This is a genomic window from Bacillus sp. MMSF_3328, from assembly GCF_030733525.1.
GTDB lineage: Bacteria > Bacillota > Bacilli > Bacillales > Cytobacillaceae > Bacillus_AB > Bacillus_AB infantis.
Map to the genome: position 1 here is coordinate 1 of NZ_JASHIV010000011.1, position 15,039 is coordinate 15,039.

Below are 15,039 nucleotides of genomic sequence, written 5' to 3' on the forward strand. Positions count from 1 at the left end.
CTAAAGTGGCTGAACTGCCTTTCAAATATAGGTGTTAACCTTTGAACCATGGCTTGCTGAATCACTCGGTCCGTCACAGTAGGAATCCCAAGTTGTCGTTTTCCACCATTAGCTTTTGGTATCTCAACCCTTCTAACTGGCTGAGGTTTGTATTTTCCTTCTCGTATCAGTTGAATAATCTCTTGTCCATTTTCCCTCAAATATAGGCGAGTAGCTTCTATATCTTTCTCATCGACACCTGCTGCTCCTTTGTTTCGTTTAACCTTTTTAAAAGCAAGGTCAAGGTTTTCAGTATCAACGATACGGTCAATTAATGTTTGGTTACATTCCATATTGTTTCCATGCTCTTGAGATTGCACAAAAGTAACTCCACGCTAGTTTAAGGTTTCCAGCTTTCCGAGCTTTCTGCCTTAAACCAGATTTGTTGGCTGTGTCATCGTTCTTTTGTAAAGTTCTCTAACATGGTAGCTCCTTTCGTTCCGCCCTTCTCAACAAATCGTTGATACTATGGCTTCTGCTGACTTCTCTTAGTTCAGCTGCTTATCACTAAGCAGGTTCTCCTTCCGGAGGTTTCTAAGAGACCTCCCGGGGTAAGTTCATCCACTTTCTCCTCATATATCTGCCACATTTATGTCTGTTCCATCCGGGGATATTTTGGACTTTGTTTTGTTTTGCAAACTCGTCCTGAAACAGTCCACCTCAAATGTGATTCGTGTACCTCAGACCGAGGATTTGCCTAGGGCTTCCTTCAGATTCCACGTCGCCATGGACACCCTTGCCTTCAGCTAATGGTTCGCATATCCCAACGCCCATAGCGGACTTGCACCGCCTAGTTGATGAACATGCCCGGCACACAAAAAAACCAGCCGCATTTCCGCGGCCGGTCCCATTAATTCGGATTATAATCTTCCGGTCTTTCTTCTGTCTGTTTGAAATAGTAACGGATGGCTTCTCCGATCCGGGCAGAGGCGTTTCCGTCTCCGTACGGGTTGGTGGCTTTGGCCATTTTTTCGTAGGCTGCCCGGTTTGTGAGAAGTTCTGTTGCCATTTCATAGATCGGCTGTTCTTCAACACCGGCAAGCTTGAGAGTGCCGGCATCGATTCCTTCTGGCCTTTCTGTTGTATCACGCAGGACAAGCACAGGAACACCGAGTGACGGAGCTTCTTCCTGGACTCCGCCTGAATCGGTAAGGATCAGCTCTGCCCTGGAGGCGAAGTTATGGAAGTCGATGACATCCAGCGGTTCGATCAGGTGGATGCGTGGGTCGTTTCCAAGGATTTCGTCCGCCACTTCCCTTACAGCCGGGTTCAAGTGGACAGGATATACCACTTGGATATCCTGCTGCTCTTCCACGATCCGCTTGATTGCCTTGAACATATTCCTCATCGGCTGACCAAGGTTTTCACGGCGGTGGGCCGTCAGGAGGACAAGTCTGTCATGGCCAAGCTTTTCAAGCACTTCATGCGAGTAGGCATCCTTGACGGTCGTTTTCAGCGCATCGATGGCTGTGTTGCCTGTCACAAAGATGCTTTCATTTTTCTTGTTTTCCCGGAGAAGGTTTTCTGCAGACATGGCTGTAGGCGAGAAGTGGATATCTGCCATGACGCCTGTCAGCTGGCGGTTCATTTCTTCCGGGAACGGAGAGTACTTATTCCATGTACGCAGACCTGCTTCCACGTGGCCAACCGTGATCTGGTTGTAGAAAGCAGCAAGGCTTGCGATGAAAGTCGTAGTTGTATCACCGTGGACAAGGACGATATCAGGCTTCGCTTCCTTCATGACCTTATCAAGGCCTTCAAGCCCTCTGGTCGTTACATCGACCAGCGTCTGGCGGTCTTTCATGATATTCAGGTCATAATCAGGCGTGATGCTGAAGATACCCAGCACCTGGTCAAGCATTTGGCGGTGCTGCGCCGTAACCGTAACGATCGATTCAAAGTGTTCCGGGTGCTTCTGAAGTTCAAGGACGAGCGGAGCCATCTTGATGGCTTCCGGCCTTGTCCCGAAAATAGTCATGACTTTAATAGGACGATTCATGTAAGACACCTCTTCTTATTTAGTTCCAAACAAACGGTCGCCAGCGTCGCCAAGGCCTGGTACAACATAGCCTTTTTCGTTCAGCTTTTCGTCAAGTGCAGCAATGTAGATGTCTACGTCTGGATGTGCTTCTTTCACTGCTTCCACACCTTCAGGGGCAGCAACCAGGCACATGAATTTAATGTTTTTTGCGCCGCGTTTTTTTAAGGAATGCATCGCTTCAATGGCAGATCCGCCTGTCGCAAGCATTGGATCGACTACGATGAAGTCCCTTTCCTCTACATCGCTTGGCAGCTTGGCATAGTATTCAACCGGCTGAAGTGTTTCCGGATCGCGGTAAAGGCCGATATGCCCTACCTTGGCAGCAGGGATCAGCTTCAAGATGCCGTCCACCATGCCGATTCCCGCACGCAGGATTGGCACGATTCCAAGCTTTTTGCCGGAAAGGACATTTGATTTTGTTACGCTGACAGGAGTTTCAATTTCGATTTCTTCCAAAGGCATGTCGCGTGTGATTTCAAAGGCCATAAGTGTTGCGACCTCATCAACCAGTTCGCGGAACTCTTTCGTGCCAGTGTTTTTTTCTCTGATGTATGTAAGCTTGTGCTGAATGAGCGGGTGATCAAAGACGTATACTTTTGCCATTGAAAATCTCTCCTTTATTCTTCGCTATGTTTCGTTTACACTTCGTCTAATTTTACAGAAAAATAAATGCAAGGGCAACTGAGAGCAGAAATTGTTAATAATTCGTAATGAGTCTTCGCTGCTCTCCGCAAAAAGAGCCCCCCGCAAAGGAAGGCCCTCCATTTTAAAGCTCTTTATAAAGGATGAATCTGCCTGTGAGTTCCTCAACACGGCTGCTTGCTTCTGCAAGCTTTGCTTCGTCTTCATGGTTCTTGAGGGTGAAGGCAATCAGGGATGCGATTTCCTTCATCTCTTTCTCGCCGAAGCCGCGGGAAGTGACTGCAGCTGTTCCGATGCGGATGCCGCTGGTAACAAACGGGCTTTCCGGATCGAATGGAATCGTATTTTTATTAACAGTGATGCCGATTTCATCAAGCACCTTTTCAGCCACTTTGCCTGTCAGGCCAAGGGAGCGGAGATCGATCAGAAGAAGGTGATTGTCCGTACCGCCGGAAACGAGGTCGATGCCTTCCTCTTTCAGTCCTTCTCCCAAAGCTTTAGCGTTATTAATGATATTTTGCGCATAATCCTTGAAGCTGTCCTGCAGTGCTTCGCCGAATGCAACAGCCTTGGCTGCAATCACGTGCATCAATGGGCCGCCCTGGATGCCAGGGAAGATAGACTTATCGATCTTCTTCGCGAATTCTTCACGGCAAAGGATCATGCCGCCGCGCGGTCCGCGCAATGTTTTATGTGTAGTGGTTGTTACAAAGTCAGCATATGGCACAGGATTTTGGTGGAGTCCCGCTGCGACCAGGCCGGCAATATGGGCCATGTCGACCATCAGGTAAGCACCGATTTCATCGGCGATTTCCCGGAAACGCTTGAAGTCGATTTCACGCGGATAGGCACTTGCACCGGCTACAATCAGCTTCGGCTTATGCTCGCGCGCTTTTTCAAGGACATCATCATAATTGATTCGGTGCGTTTCTTTATCCACCCCGTATTCAACAAAGTTGTACTGGATGCCTGAAAAGTTGACAGGGCTGCCGTGGGTGAGGTGTCCGCCATGGGACAGGTTCATGCCAAGGACAGTATCCCCTGTTTCAAGGATCGTGAAATAAACAGCCATATTCGCCTGCGCGCCTGAGTGAGGCTGGACATTGGCATGCTCTGCCCCGAAAATCTGCTTCGCACGGTCGCGCGCCAGATTTTCCGTCACATCGACATGCTCGCAGCCGCCATAATAGCGTCTGCCCGGATAGCCTTCGGCGTATTTATTGGTCAATACAGACCCTTGCGCTTCCATCACCGCTTCACTGACAAAATTCTCGGAAGCTATTAATTCGATCTTCGTTCTCTGGCGCTTCAATTCATCCTGAATCGATTGAAAAACCTGCTCATCCTGCTGTGCTAAATGCTTCATTGTAATCCTCCCTTTTTGAAAAACTACATATGTATGCTTTTTTTTGTAAAATCCTCTTACATTCTATCATGTTTTGGTTTTAAAAAGGAACCCAACTTCAACACCCCGCCAAAAACAGGCGGGGCTCTTTGATTATTCCGTCCAGTTCCAGTAATCCATCTCGCCAAGCTGGGCGCCGCGCAGCTCTTTTACCTCTCTCAGCTTCAGCAGCTCCTTGACTGGCCCCGTTACAACAGCTCCGTATACCTGAAAGCCATTTTCTTTCAGATAAGCATGCCTTTCTTCAAGATAGCCTAGTCCGAGGAATCTCTCATAATAGCTTTTCCGCTCTTCTTTTAGAAGCTTCTCCATCTGTCCGAGCATCAGCTCCTTATTTCTGCCGAGCATTTCCTGTGTAAACTCGTATTCACTTTCTGACATGCGGTCATTGCTGATTTCCCTTCCGCCCGTCAAACCGAAGGCAGGAATCGGAGAAATGGAATTGCCGCCGCTGCCTTTGTTTCCTTTAAAAGTCTTTAATTCCCCTGTATACAAAGGCATCCACAGGACATCCAAGTCATACGGCTCAAGGAGAGCGAAGAGCTCCTCCGGCTCCATAAACCGGTCTGTCGAAAAAGCTGCCTCTGCCACCGTTCCCTCATGAACCTTATCCAAGGCCTCCCAAATGCCATTATCGTCCTCGGCATCCAGTTTCCCTCCTGTCTTCGGGTCTTCAGGAAAGTAGAAACGGAAACCCCCTTCCTGATCTGGCTGATAATAGGAAAGCGTGCGCGCCGAATAGCTGTTCAATAACCCTTTCCTGATCTGCATTTCACCCGCTGGCTGTTCTTCTTTGCCGACTCGCCTTGTTACAGGATAAGAAATCTTCTGTGTGAAAAATGGTGTGATTTCCGACTGTGCGAATCCGCCAAAGTCTTTATGGATATTCGGCTGGGTCCAATCCATCGCCAGCTGGGTGTAAAAAATATGTTTCCGATCCAGGTGCAGGCTGTCATAGCTGATTGTGACGGCCAGCATATATATCCAGAAGATAAATAATGCAGCAATCAGGACTTTGACTACTCGGAAAGTCAGGGCAAAACGGTATTTCGTCAGGATTTTCTTTTCTTTATCAGGGCTCCAGTCTGCCATCCTTTTTCCATCCTTTCTTTTCTGCGATTACAGCGAGCTTTTTCCTGGCACGATGAAGATCAACCTTCACCTGGCTTTCTGTCAGGTCAAGCGCTTCCTGTATTTCCTTATAGCTGAAATGCTCATATTCTCTTAAATAGAGGACCGTCCGGTATTTTTCCGGCAGCAGCCTCAGCATGTCAGCGGCGTCCTGCTCCAGCTCGGCAGCCAGGGCTTCTTCTTCCGGCAAGCCGTATGGGCTGAGCATCTCTTCTTTTGAAAAAAGATAGTCTGCAAACGGCACCCATTTGCGCCGCTGCCGTTTTCGCCATTCGTCCAAGTAGGCATTCCGGGCCACCTTGAACAGCCAGGACCGCACATCCTCCTGCTGGTAAAAGGAGAGTGAAACAGTTGCACGCACGAAAGTTTCCTGGACAAGTTCTTCGGCCAGATGGTCTGAGCCGGAAAGCTTGAGCAGGTAGTAGTAAAGTGGTTTTGCATAGTGTGAGTATAGGTCATCGAGTTTTTCTTTTCTGCGGGCGTCCAACTGTTTTTTCCCTCCTTTCTTTGAATGGCTATAATGATAACGCAGGGGGTTGCTATTTGTTACAGGTTTTTTAGGAAAAATAAAAAACAGCCTTGGAATGGCTGCTAAATACATAGATTTATATTTATTTATGGAGCTGTTGATTTCCGTTCCAGGCACTTTACTTTCCGCGGGGCGGAGTTGAGCCTCCCCGCGCTGCGCGCTGTGGGGTTCAACTTTTCCGCTATCTCCCACAGGACGTTGAATCCGCTCCTTCGAAACTTCATCGCACGAAGAAAATGCGCAGCATTTTATGAGGAGTCTTCGTGCCTTCCGCTCCAATCAACAGAGTTTTAATAATTTTTTGCAGGTTTGCGGTACCAGGCAGTCTCTCTACAAATCAAAAAGGAGTACGTGTAATTTTACCCGTACTCCTTTCTCTAAAAAAGATATCTTTCATCTTAACACGATTCATTCTCCGGCAGCCTCTCATACACGGCGCGCCTTCCGCCGATGAGTTTTGGTCTTGTGGAGGCGAGGGTGACGTGGGCGCTGCCGATGCTTTTTTGTTTGGTTCTGATTGGAACTGCTACATGCTTCAGGTGCATGCCGATGAGGGTGTCGCCGATGTCGATGCCGGCGTCGGCCTTGATGAATTCGACGACGGCCGGGTCCTTGAATTGCCTGTATGCATATGAGGCCATGGCACCTCCGGCCTGGCGCACCGGTACGACTGATACTTCCTCAAGATTCTTCTGATCCGCAGTCTGCCTTTCCACAACGAGCGCCCTGTTCAGATGCTCGCAGCACTGGAAGGCGAGTCTGGCCCCTGTCCGTTCGGCAAAATTCTTTAGCTCTTCAAAGAGGATGGCCGCGGCTTCATCTGTGCCGGATGTGCCGATCCTTTTGCCGATTACTTCACTTGTGCTGCAGCCGACCACAAGCACGCTGTTTTCGTTAAGCGCCACCTGTCCGCCGAACTCATCCAGGATTTCTCTCAATTCAGTCTGAATCTCTTCGAACATGGTATCACCCTTCCAGTTGCTTATAGATCTTCGTAGGTTTTGATTTTTCCGATCCGGTTCGCATGGCGTCCGCCTTCAAACTCGGTTTCAAGCCAGGTTTTCGCTATTTCCCGGGCAAGTCCCGGTCCGATCACACGCTCGCCCATGGCAAGGATATTGCTGTCATTATGCTGGCGGGTCGCTTTGGCACTGAATACATCATGGACCAGTGCACAGCGGATGCCCTTCACCTTGTTGGCGGAAATGCTCATTCCAATCCCTGTCCCGCAGATCAGGATTCCTTTATCAAATTCGCCTGATGCCACCTTCTCCGCTACAGGAAGCGCATAGTCCGGATAATCAACGGAGACGCCGCACTCGCAGCCGAAATCTTCATATTCAATGCCCATTTCTTCCATCAAATGTTTCATTTCTTCGCGGATATTCACTCCGCCATGATCTGAAGCAATTGCAACCTTCATTACAAGAACCTCCTAAATAAACACGATTTCTTCCTTTATTTTGACACAAGTAAGCTGAAATAGAAAGCTGGCCGGACTGTTTCTGCTGCTAAAAAAATTACAGAAAGGTAACGCCTATTCACTGAAACTGTAAACAATGCTTAACGATTTTTTTCCCGCTGCCATTTACAATTACCAATGAAGACAAACCAAAGAAAGAAGGAATTCAAATGAAAAAGAATCTATTCAAAGGCCTTGCTGCCGCTTCTGTGCTGATGGCAGGATTGTCCTTCCATTCAGCAGGTGCATCAGCAGACGTTTTCACCGATACTTTCGGGAAGCTCCAGCCAAAACTGAATGTTGAACAAAAACTAAATGTCGTCATTGAATATGCAGATGCGCTTACCCATGCAAAAATCAAATACAAATACGGCGGCACATCAGAGAAGGGATTTGATGCCTCCGGTTTTGTTCAGCATGTGTACGGCAAAGCAGGCGTTAAGCTTCCGAGGACTTCTGCCGCAATGCAGCAAACAGGGAAAACCATTCAGAAGAAAGACCTGAAGCCGGGTGACCTTGTCTTTTTTAACACAGCCGGCGGCAGCAGCAAAAAGGCTTCCTTCGTGGGCATCTATGCCGGTCACAATCAATTCTTTGCTGTTACCGTCAAAAAAGGCGTCACCGTTGTAAAGCTGACAGACTCTTATTGGGCGAAGAAATACCTGGGTGCCAAACGGGTTATGTAACCCGGCGGCCTTTCCATCAGGAAGGGCCTATTTCTGTTCCGGCAGTTCATTGACAATCTCTATAAAATGCTGCAGGATCCGGGCGGTCAAACCCCAAATGACCTTATCCTCAAAATAGTAAAAGCATTCTTCCATTGACCTTGTCTGCCAATTATAGTTTTCGCCGCCGGCAATCCGGTCGAAAGGAAAACCGTTTTCCGGTTCCAGCCTGAAATTCATTTTATAAATTTCAGGCTTTGCCTTCAGCAGATAGGAAAGCGGTACGGTGAATACTTCCCCCACCTCTTTCGGGTTCACCTGGAAAGGCCGGGAAGGCTTCAGCATTCCTGCAAAAGGGTAGATGATCATGCCAAACGGGGATACCATATAGTCAAGGGGAACTGTCCCTCTAATTTCATCCATGGGGATTCCCAGCTCTTCGGTTGTTTCCCTGATTGCTGTATGCTTCACGTCCGGATCCGATCTGTCGACCCTGCCCCCCGGAAAACAAATCTCCCCCGGCTGCCTGCGCATTTCCATGGACCGGACCTCAAAAAGGACATGGACACCGTCTTCTTTTTCAATCAGCGGTACGAGAACTGAATAGTTTATGAATTTATTGCTTCCCAGGATGGCCGGTGTCCTGCTGCCCAATCCTGCGATAATCTCCTCTATATTCATTCACCCATCCACCTCCATTTATATTTATATCTATTCCCCTATTTATCCATCAGCAAAATCGCCTGCTGTGAAATAAAGAAGAATCCCCGCTTGTGCCGCAGAGATTCTTTCTTGTTGTTTAAACCCTGAACTTGGTGATCGTTTCCTTCAGCTTTTCCGCCTCATCCTTCAATTCAAAAGCAAGCTTCTCCACATTGGAAATGACCATTGATTGATTTTCAGTTGCAGAGGCGACCTCCTGGGCTCCGGCGGATGTTTCCTCCGCGATGGCTGCCACTTCCTGCGACTGGGTGGCAGAATGGCGGATGCCTTCCATCTGCTGCTCCACCAGGCTCGAAATCGTTGTGACAGACGAAGCCATCTGGTTGACGGTATTCGTCATTTCACCGATGACCTGATTGGTTTTGACTCCTTTTTTCCCCTCGGCCGATGCCGTTTCGACCTGGTCCGTAATTTGCCTAACAACATTTTGGACTTCATTCTGGATGTTTTTAATCAATTCGGAAATGCCCTGGACCGCTTTGGCGCTTTCATCAGCCAGCTTCCGGACTTCCTCTGCCACGACGGCAAAGCCTTTGCCGTGCTCACCTGCACGCGCAGCCTCAATCGAAGCGTTCAGCGCCAGCAGGTTGGTCTGAGCTGCAATATCTCCCACCAGCTGGATGATCTGCTCTACCTTCGCAGCATTATCTTCGAGGCGCTTGACGGTCTGCAATGATTCCTGATTATCTTCCGCCAGCTTGGTAATTCCAGTTACAAGAGAGTGGATGACTTTCTTCGATTCATTCAGATCATCGACTAGCTCACCGGAAACCTGCTGGGACGTTTTCGCCTGCTGCTGTACTTCTTCAGCAATTCTTGTTGCATCCTCGACCGACTCGGCAGTCGCCTGAATCGACACAGCTGAGCTGTCGGCACCCAGTGAAATCTCGCCGATTGTCCTGGAGATGCTTGCAGCCTGCTCGGCAGCAGCTGATGCTTCCTGTGAAATGCTGATTACTTTATCATTGGTATGCTGAAAATTTTCATCGATTTTCGCGACCATTTCCCGGAGATTTGAAAGCATATGGTTGAACGCCGCTCCGAGGGAACGGATTTCATCATCTGATTTGGAAAGCTCCGCGTCTTCCCTGATATCGCCTTCTGCCGCTTTCAGAGCTGTCTTCTCCAGCTTTTGCAGCGGTTTCGTGATAAAGCCGGCCGCAACGAATGTCAATACACCGGACCACATGGCCCCAAGAGAAAGCGTGATAATGTTAAAAGCCGCTTCCCCGAACGGCAGATACTCCTTCACAATTGGATAAAGACCATAAATGAACACCGCACTCGTGGTGTAGGTAATGAATGCCAGTATGGTCGTTAACAGCACAAGCTTTTTTCTCAACCCGAACTTATAGCGCTTCTTCTCCATAATTGCCCCCTGGTCGTTACTTCTCTAATTTGTTAATAATCTGTTCAATATGCTTTTTCAGTTCATTAAAGGTTTCTCTGTATATTTCAAGGCTTCCGCCGAATGGATCAAGGATCTCACCGCCTTGTTCCCCTGCAAACTCTGTCAGTGTAAAGGTTTTGCCCTCTGCTCCCTCAAACATGCTGACCACATTCCATTTATGCCCGGACGTCATCGTCAAAATGACATCTGCCCACTCAACCAGCTCTGCCGTCAGTGCGCTCGAGGTATGTACATGGGCAATCCCCTGCTCCTCAAGAACCTGCTTAGCATGTGCGGAGGCCTGTCCCCCATTGGCAGCAAACACACCAGCAGACTTCACCTCAATCCCCGGAAGCTCCCTGCTCTTCAAAATAGCCTCTGCCATCGGGCTCCGGCAAGTGTTACCAGTACAAACAAACAATACGCGTCTCATCGATGCAGCCCCCTTTCCCTCCATTATAAGCCAATTGTCACAGTTTCAATAGACAAGCATGGAAAAATTTATAGAAAGTTCACACGAAGTGCGGAAGGGGCTTGCTCAGAGCCGACAAGCATAAGGCGCTTAGGAATAAAAGGCGTTCTTTGCCTTTAATTCCTAAGTGACTTATGACTCGAGGCTCTAGCCCCTGGAGCCGGACATACCGAAATGCGGAGACGGCTTGCCCAGGGCCGACAAGCATAAGACGCGCTAGAATAAAAGGCGTTCTTTGCCTTTAATTCCTAAGTGACTTATGACTCGAGGCTCTAGCCCCTGGAGTCGGACAAACCGAAATGAGAAGACAGCTTGCCCAGTAAAAGGAACGCAACATAAAAAGACACCCGCCAGGATGCCTTTATTTTCTGCAATGAATGAATAGCCTCCCGCATTAAAAAAATGGCCATAACAGCTTTATGCCGAAAGCGAGGAGGATGGCTCCGCCGAGTGCTTCGCTGTAGGATCCAAGCCATCCCTGAACCTTGCGTCCGGCCAATAGCCCTGCCCATGTCAGAATCGCCGCGGCTGCACCGAAACATACCAGGACAAGCGCTGTTTTCGCTCCATAAATTCCAAGAGAGAGACCGACCGAAAAGCTGTCCAGGCTGACACTCAACGCAAAAATGAGCAGGCCGAAACCAACGGGTGTAATCAAGCTTGAATCATCATCCTTGATGCTTGACCAAATCATCTGGGCACCGAGCAGCAGCAGCAGCCCTCCCCCGATATAGGCCGCAATAGAGCCGAACTGCTCCGATAGGAACCTGCCGGCAATCATTCCTAACAGCGGCATGAAGACATGGAAAAGACCGATCGTTATTCCTATTTTAAAAATTTGCCTCAGGCGCAGCTCGAACATGCCCATGCCAAGCCCGACCGAAAAAGCATCCATCCCGAGGGCAAACGCCATTAACATCAACGTAATAAGTTCCCCAAAAAACGAAGTCATCCATTCTCCTCCTTGGACTTGCTAATTCAGCATATGCACGTCCAAGGGGAAATAGAATTAGAAAAGTAGAGGCGACTGTTCTATCGAGGAACGCGGACTAAGTACGCCACGTCCTGTGGCAACGTCCGCATGACCCGCATCCTGCGCGCCTCATGCATAAGACGAGCAGGACGGAAGGTTGTTCTGTAACCTTCTGGCCTGCTTGGCTTATGACTCGAGCACCTAGGAGCCGGAGCTGGACAATAGAAAAGCGGAGGCGACTGTTCTATCGAGGAACGCGGACTAAGTACGCCACGTCGTATGGCAACGTCCTCATGACCCGCTTCCTGCGGGCCTAAAAAATGCCAGGCACCTCCCGCGGACAAATCACATTGAAATGTCCACAGACGGTGCCTGGCACTAAAATTATTTAATGATTCGATGGCCTGCTGCTTTGAGAAGCCGGTTCATAATTGCTTCACCGACACCTTCTGCGGGGAAGGATTCGCTGAAGATCACATCCACTCCAGAGCTGTTGAAGCTCCGTAATGCTTCGTAAAGTGAGGCTGCCACTGTTTCCAGATTCGCTCTCCTGCCGCATATAAATGTAAAATCGCTGTCGTAAAATTTTTCATTTTCGGCCGTTGTAAGCACACCGGCTTTCAGGCCTTCCGCATGCTGTTCGTTCACCAATTCCTGAATCCGTTCCCTTGTTCCTTCTACTATATATAAGGGAGCATCAGGTGCATAATGCCGATACTTCATGCCTGGGGAGCGCGGCGCCTCCTTCTCATCGGCAAGCGCAGGATCGGCCGCTACCTCTCCCACTACCTGCTCGAGCTGCTCTTTCGTCACTCCGCCAGGTCTCAGGATGACCGGAATCCCTCCCGTACAATCCAGGACAGTGGATTCAACACCTACTCCGGTAGGACCGCCATCCACAATTCCTGCAATCCTCCCGTTCAAATCTTCCTCCACATGTCCGGCAGTAGTCGGGCTGGGCCGCCCGGACCTGTTCGCGCTTGGAGCGGCTACCGGAACGCCGCTTTCACGGAGAATGGCGAGAGCCACCGGGTGATCCGGCATCCTGATTCCGACCGTATTCAGCCCTGCCGTTGCTGTCTCTGAGAGCTGCCCGTCTTTTTTATTGAATATAATTGTCAGCGGACCTGGCCAAAAGGCTTCCATCAGCTTATCTGCACTAGCCGGGACACTTTCCACAATCCCCTCAAGCTGCTCCCTGTCCGCAATATGAATAATGAGGGGGTTGTCAGAAGGTCTGCCCTTCGCTTCAAATATCTTCTTGACTGCTTCGTCATTTCTTGCATTTCCACCAAGTCCGTAAACAGTCTCAGTCGGAAAGGCAACCGTCTCATTTTGGGCTAAAAGAGCAGCTGCCTGTTTAATCTGTGGATAATCATTTAAACTATCCACATTTTTATCCACTGACCAAATTTCTGTCTTCATTGTTATGCCCACCTTCAATACTGTTCAAATTCTGTGTGGTATACCCTTTGTTTCAGCTTTTAAACCACAATCACTTTTGAAAGTATAAAAGAAGATGGAGGATAACTCAAGTTTTGTCCACAATTTGTGTATAACTTTTCGATAATAGTGGATAACTTTGTGGATATATCCACAATTCATAATGAAAGCTTCAGGAATGAAAAGTTATCCACAGTTAGAATATGCTGGACATGGGCGGAACTGTACAGTTCTTCCGGAAGCTCGCTTTTTTCATCCTGAAAGCCAAGCAGTTTGAAGAACTCTGCTGCTCCTTTTTTATTTGTCGCCATATATAGTGACTCGAGTTCCCTTTCCCTCGCAAGCCGCAGAATCTGCTCCACAAGCAGCAGCAGATCTTTTTCAGATGCTCTTTCCGAAAGTACCAGTGAGCGGAGGAGGCCCACACTTCCTAGAGGCTCAATGCCTAATGTCGCTTTAATATTTTCCTCTTCATCTTCCATAAGCAAGAAATAATTGATAGAATCAGAAATGCCTTCTGTCCCCAGATTGGCTTTTTCCAAAAACGCGGCCAGTTTATTTTCGTCTCCATTTTGTGCACAGCGGATCATTGTCTCCATACGCTCACCCCACTAAGATTTTGTAATCTAGTAATATATCTATGGGGCGCGGGAAAAAGTAGAACATAAAAAGAATAAAAAAACACGGCAGCCATCAGTTAACGGGCTGCCGTGCTATCTGGAATCTTTCAATTTAAACTTCCTTTACACTATAAACTTAGTCGTTGTTGTTTCTTGAATTTCCGCCTTTTTCACCAATTTCGCGGTAGAAGTCTTTATCATGGTTTTCAGAAGTTGCTTCTCCGCCTTTTTGGCCGATCTCCTGGTAGAATTCCTTGTCATGGTTCTCAGAAGTAGCTTCTCCGCCCTTTTTACCGATTTCCTGATAGAATTCCTTGTCATGGCTTTCAGCAGTAGCTTCTCCGCCTTTTTGGCCGATTTCCTGATAGAATTCTTTGTCATGATTTTCAGATGTTGCTTCTCCGCCTTTTTTACCGATCTCTTGATAGAATTCTTTGTCATGGTTATTGCTGGTTGCTTCTCCGCCTTTGCGGCCTCTTTCCTCGCGGGACATTTTATCGTTGTTATTGTTGTTTGCCATGTCTTCCATCTCCTTTTCAGTAATTGTTGTTTTGGCTTACACTCCTTTAATATCCGCTTCTCCCAGAATCAAACATGCTCCCAGCATCTGTAAAAGGCTTGTCATGCACTTGTAACAATGGCATCAGCTTCTCTTGTGCCGTTTTTCCTACAAAAAGAAAAGCCGCTCTATGAAAAGAGCAGCATACTATCCGAAGATTTTATCCCATAATTCTTTGATAAAAAACTTAACTTCCGGCTTTTCTTCCTCTTCTTTAACAAAGACCGGCTCTTTTTCGCTAGATGGTTCTTTAGACTTACTATCTTCCAGCACATTCCCATCTAGTTCTTTTTTACCAACTTCTCCTTTTTCCTGATTTTCCTCTTCGAATCCATCACTTACAGCTACTCCATTCGAGAAATCAAGGAAGCATAGAGGAGGAAAAAGAACACACCACCAGTTCGCTCCATCGCCTTCACCAAGTGTGATTAAAATTGCTTCGTATTCGCCGGCAGGATATAGAAACTGGCCATAGAGCTTAGTAGGAAAATCCACTTTGCCGAAATTGGCTTTAACTGTCTGATCTGAATTTTCTTCTTCTACCACGTTCTCTGCTATCTCCTGGATTTCCGGCAGGCGCGACTTGATTAATGAACGGGCTTCTTCTATTGAAGTCAGTTCGCTGACCCATTCAGTGATTTCCTTATTGACTGCGTCCCTCACCAGCCGTTTCAGCGCCTGGTCTCCTTCGCTGTCACTGTTTGCGAGGATGCGTAGGCGGATGGCTTCCTGCGGTATGACGAGCGGGTCTTCCGCTGCTACCTCTGTTTTTGGTATGTATAGGCTTAGCATTGTTCCTAAGGATAAGATAATGATATATAATTTCGCTAATGATTTTGCTGTCATTTCCGACACCGTCCCTTCACTAATCCATTGTGGACAGGAAGGGGGATTCTTAAACTAGCAAAATATAAAAAAAAAAATCCCGTGTTTGAGATCTGTCAT

General features: G+C 48.1%; 16 protein-coding genes and 2 pseudogenes. 1 reads left to right on the plus strand and 17 read right to left on the minus strand.

The annotated features are described in order from the left end of the window. The 8 genes and pseudogenes from RBB45_RS16850 to rpiB form a co-directional block, all read right to left on the minus strand. A pseudogene (locus RBB45_RS16850) lies at nucleotides 1-359 on the minus strand (group II intron reverse transcriptase/maturase); the annotation flags it as partial. A gap of 530 nt (nucleotides 360-889) precedes the next feature. Beyond that, on the minus strand, nucleotides 890-2,038 hold the full coding sequence (gene wecB / locus RBB45_RS16855) for a non-hydrolyzing UDP-N-acetylglucosamine 2-epimerase (protein WP_022544502.1): 1,149 nt from the start codon (nucleotides 2,036-2,038) through the stop codon (nucleotides 890-892). 15 nt (nucleotides 2,039-2,053) lie between these two features. Continuing rightward, nucleotides 2,054-2,683, minus strand: a complete 630-nt coding sequence (gene upp, locus RBB45_RS16860; RefSeq protein WP_009792624.1) for a uracil phosphoribosyltransferase — start codon at nucleotides 2,681-2,683, stop codon at nucleotides 2,054-2,056. 163 nt (nucleotides 2,684-2,846) lie between these two features. Next, complete coding sequence (locus RBB45_RS16865) at nucleotides 2,847-4,088, minus strand: serine hydroxymethyltransferase (RefSeq protein ID WP_306010000.1); 1,242 nt, start codon at nucleotides 4,086-4,088, stop codon at nucleotides 2,847-2,849. Between the two features lie 132 nt (nucleotides 4,089-4,220). Beyond that, a complete protein-coding gene (locus RBB45_RS16870) occupies nucleotides 4,221-5,219 on the minus strand; it encodes an anti-sigma factor (RefSeq protein WP_009792622.1) in 999 nt (332 codons plus the stop codon). Further along, nucleotides 5,200-5,745 (minus strand): sigma-70 family RNA polymerase sigma factor, encoded by a 546-nt coding sequence (locus tag RBB45_RS16875; protein WP_306010001.1) that lies wholly within the window; start codon nucleotides 5,743-5,745, stop codon nucleotides 5,200-5,202. The genes RBB45_RS16870 and RBB45_RS16875 overlap by 20 nt, the downstream gene beginning before the upstream one ends. 440 nt (nucleotides 5,746-6,185) lie before the next feature. Beyond that, entirely contained in the window at nucleotides 6,186-6,749 is a 564-nt protein-coding gene (locus tag RBB45_RS16880) for a TIGR01440 family protein (protein WP_009792620.1), read from the minus strand. A gap of 20 nt (nucleotides 6,750-6,769) precedes the next feature. Further along, entirely contained in the window at nucleotides 6,770-7,210 is a 441-nt protein-coding gene (rpiB, locus tag RBB45_RS16885; protein ID WP_094769150.1) for a ribose 5-phosphate isomerase B, read from the minus strand. 209 nt (nucleotides 7,211-7,419) lie between these two features. Here rpiB and RBB45_RS16890 point away from each other — a divergent pair, with 209 nt between their 5' ends. Beyond that, entirely contained in the window at nucleotides 7,420-7,935 is a 516-nt protein-coding gene (locus RBB45_RS16890) for a C40 family peptidase (protein ID WP_009792618.1), read from the plus strand. A gap of 27 nt (nucleotides 7,936-7,962) precedes the next feature. Here the strand turns inward: RBB45_RS16890 and RBB45_RS16895 are convergent, their stop codons facing one another. From RBB45_RS16895 to spoIIR, 9 genes and pseudogenes are all read right to left on the minus strand, one after another. Beyond that, the gene (locus RBB45_RS16895) at nucleotides 7,963-8,595 is read right to left on the minus strand and encodes an NUDIX hydrolase (protein WP_009792617.1); all 633 of its coding nucleotides are present in this window, start codon (nucleotides 8,593-8,595) and stop codon (nucleotides 7,963-7,965) included. Nucleotides 8,596-8,713: 118 nt separating this feature from the next. Beyond that, nucleotides 8,714-9,661: a methyl-accepting chemotaxis protein gene (locus RBB45_RS16900; RefSeq protein WP_410110759.1), complete on the minus strand. Its 948-nt coding sequence runs from the start codon at nucleotides 9,659-9,661 to the stop codon at nucleotides 8,714-8,716. After that, nucleotides 9,653-10,006 (minus strand): annotated as a pseudogene (locus tag RBB45_RS26425) (HAMP domain-containing protein); the annotation flags it as partial. The gene RBB45_RS16900 and the pseudogene RBB45_RS26425, both read right to left, overlap by 9 nt. 16 nt (nucleotides 10,007-10,022) lie before the next feature. Beyond that, nucleotides 10,023-10,460 (minus strand): low molecular weight protein arginine phosphatase, encoded by a 438-nt coding sequence (locus RBB45_RS16905; RefSeq protein WP_306010002.1) that lies wholly within the window; start codon nucleotides 10,458-10,460, stop codon nucleotides 10,023-10,025. Between the two features lie 433 nt (nucleotides 10,461-10,893). Then, complete coding sequence (locus RBB45_RS16910; protein ID WP_022544503.1) at nucleotides 10,894-11,451, minus strand: manganese efflux pump MntP; 558 nt, start codon at nucleotides 11,449-11,451, stop codon at nucleotides 10,894-10,896. Between the two features lie 405 nt (nucleotides 11,452-11,856). Then, the gene (locus RBB45_RS16915; RefSeq protein WP_094769145.1) at nucleotides 11,857-12,897 is read right to left on the minus strand and encodes an L-threonylcarbamoyladenylate synthase; all 1,041 of its coding nucleotides are present in this window, start codon (nucleotides 12,895-12,897) and stop codon (nucleotides 11,857-11,859) included. A 176-nt stretch (nucleotides 12,898-13,073) separates the two neighbouring features. After that, nucleotides 13,074-13,514, minus strand: coding sequence for a GNAT family N-acetyltransferase (locus RBB45_RS16920; RefSeq protein ID WP_009792611.1), 441 nt, complete (start codon nucleotides 13,512-13,514; stop codon nucleotides 13,074-13,076). 157 nt (nucleotides 13,515-13,671) lie between these two features. Then, nucleotides 13,672-14,055, minus strand: a complete 384-nt coding sequence (gene gsiB, locus RBB45_RS16925; RefSeq protein WP_306010003.1) for a glucose starvation-inducible protein GsiB — start codon at nucleotides 14,053-14,055, stop codon at nucleotides 13,672-13,674. Between the two features lie 186 nt (nucleotides 14,056-14,241). After that, on the minus strand, nucleotides 14,242-14,940 hold the full coding sequence (spoIIR, locus tag RBB45_RS16930) for a stage II sporulation protein R (protein WP_306010004.1): 699 nt from the start codon (nucleotides 14,938-14,940) through the stop codon (nucleotides 14,242-14,244). Nucleotides 14,941-15,039: the final 99 nt, after the last annotated feature.

Coding starts and splice junctions, on each gene's coding strand:
- wecB (WP_022544502.1), bottom strand. CDS start 2,038: ATGAATCGTCCTATTAAAGTCATGACTATTTTCGGGACAAGGCCGGAA.
- upp (WP_009792624.1), bottom strand. CDS start 2,683: ATGGCAAAAGTATACGTCTTTGATCACCCGCTCATTCAGCACAAGCTT.
- RBB45_RS16865 (WP_306010000.1), bottom strand. CDS start 4,088: ATGAAGCATTTAGCACAGCAGGATGAGCAGGTTTTTCAATCGATTCAG.
- RBB45_RS16870 (WP_009792622.1), bottom strand. CDS start 5,219: ATGGCAGACTGGAGCCCTGATAAAGAAAAGAAAATCCTGACGAAATAC.
- RBB45_RS16880 (WP_009792620.1), bottom strand. CDS start 6,749: ATGTTCGAAGAGATTCAGACTGAATTGAGAGAAATCCTGGATGAGTTC.
- rpiB (WP_094769150.1), bottom strand. CDS start 7,210: ATGAAGGTTGCAATTGCTTCAGATCATGGCGGAGTGAATATCCGCGAA.
- RBB45_RS16890 (WP_009792618.1), top strand. CDS start 7,420: ATGAAAAAGAATCTATTCAAAGGCCTTGCTGCCGCTTCTGTGCTGATG.
- RBB45_RS16895 (WP_009792617.1), bottom strand. CDS start 8,595: ATGAATATAGAGGAGATTATCGCAGGATTGGGCAGCAGGACACCGGCC.
- RBB45_RS16900 (WP_410110759.1), bottom strand. CDS start 9,661: ATGCTTTCAAATCTCCGGGAAATGGTCGCGAAAATCGATGAAAATTTT.
- RBB45_RS16905 (WP_306010002.1), bottom strand. CDS start 10,460: ATGAGACGCGTATTGTTTGTTTGTACTGGTAACACTTGCCGGAGCCCG.
- RBB45_RS16910 (WP_022544503.1), bottom strand. CDS start 11,451: ATGACTTCGTTTTTTGGGGAACTTATTACGTTGATGTTAATGGCGTTT.
- RBB45_RS16915 (WP_094769145.1), bottom strand. CDS start 12,897: ATGAAGACAGAAATTTGGTCAGTGGATAAAAATGTGGATAGTTTAAAT.
- RBB45_RS16920 (WP_009792611.1), bottom strand. CDS start 13,514: ATGGAGACAATGATCCGCTGTGCACAAAATGGAGACGAAAATAAACTG.
- gsiB (WP_306010003.1), bottom strand. CDS start 14,055: ATGGCAAACAACAATAACAACGATAAAATGTCCCGCGAGGAAAGAGGC.
- spoIIR (WP_306010004.1), bottom strand. CDS start 14,940: ATGACAGCAAAATCATTAGCGAAATTATATATCATTATCTTATCCTTA.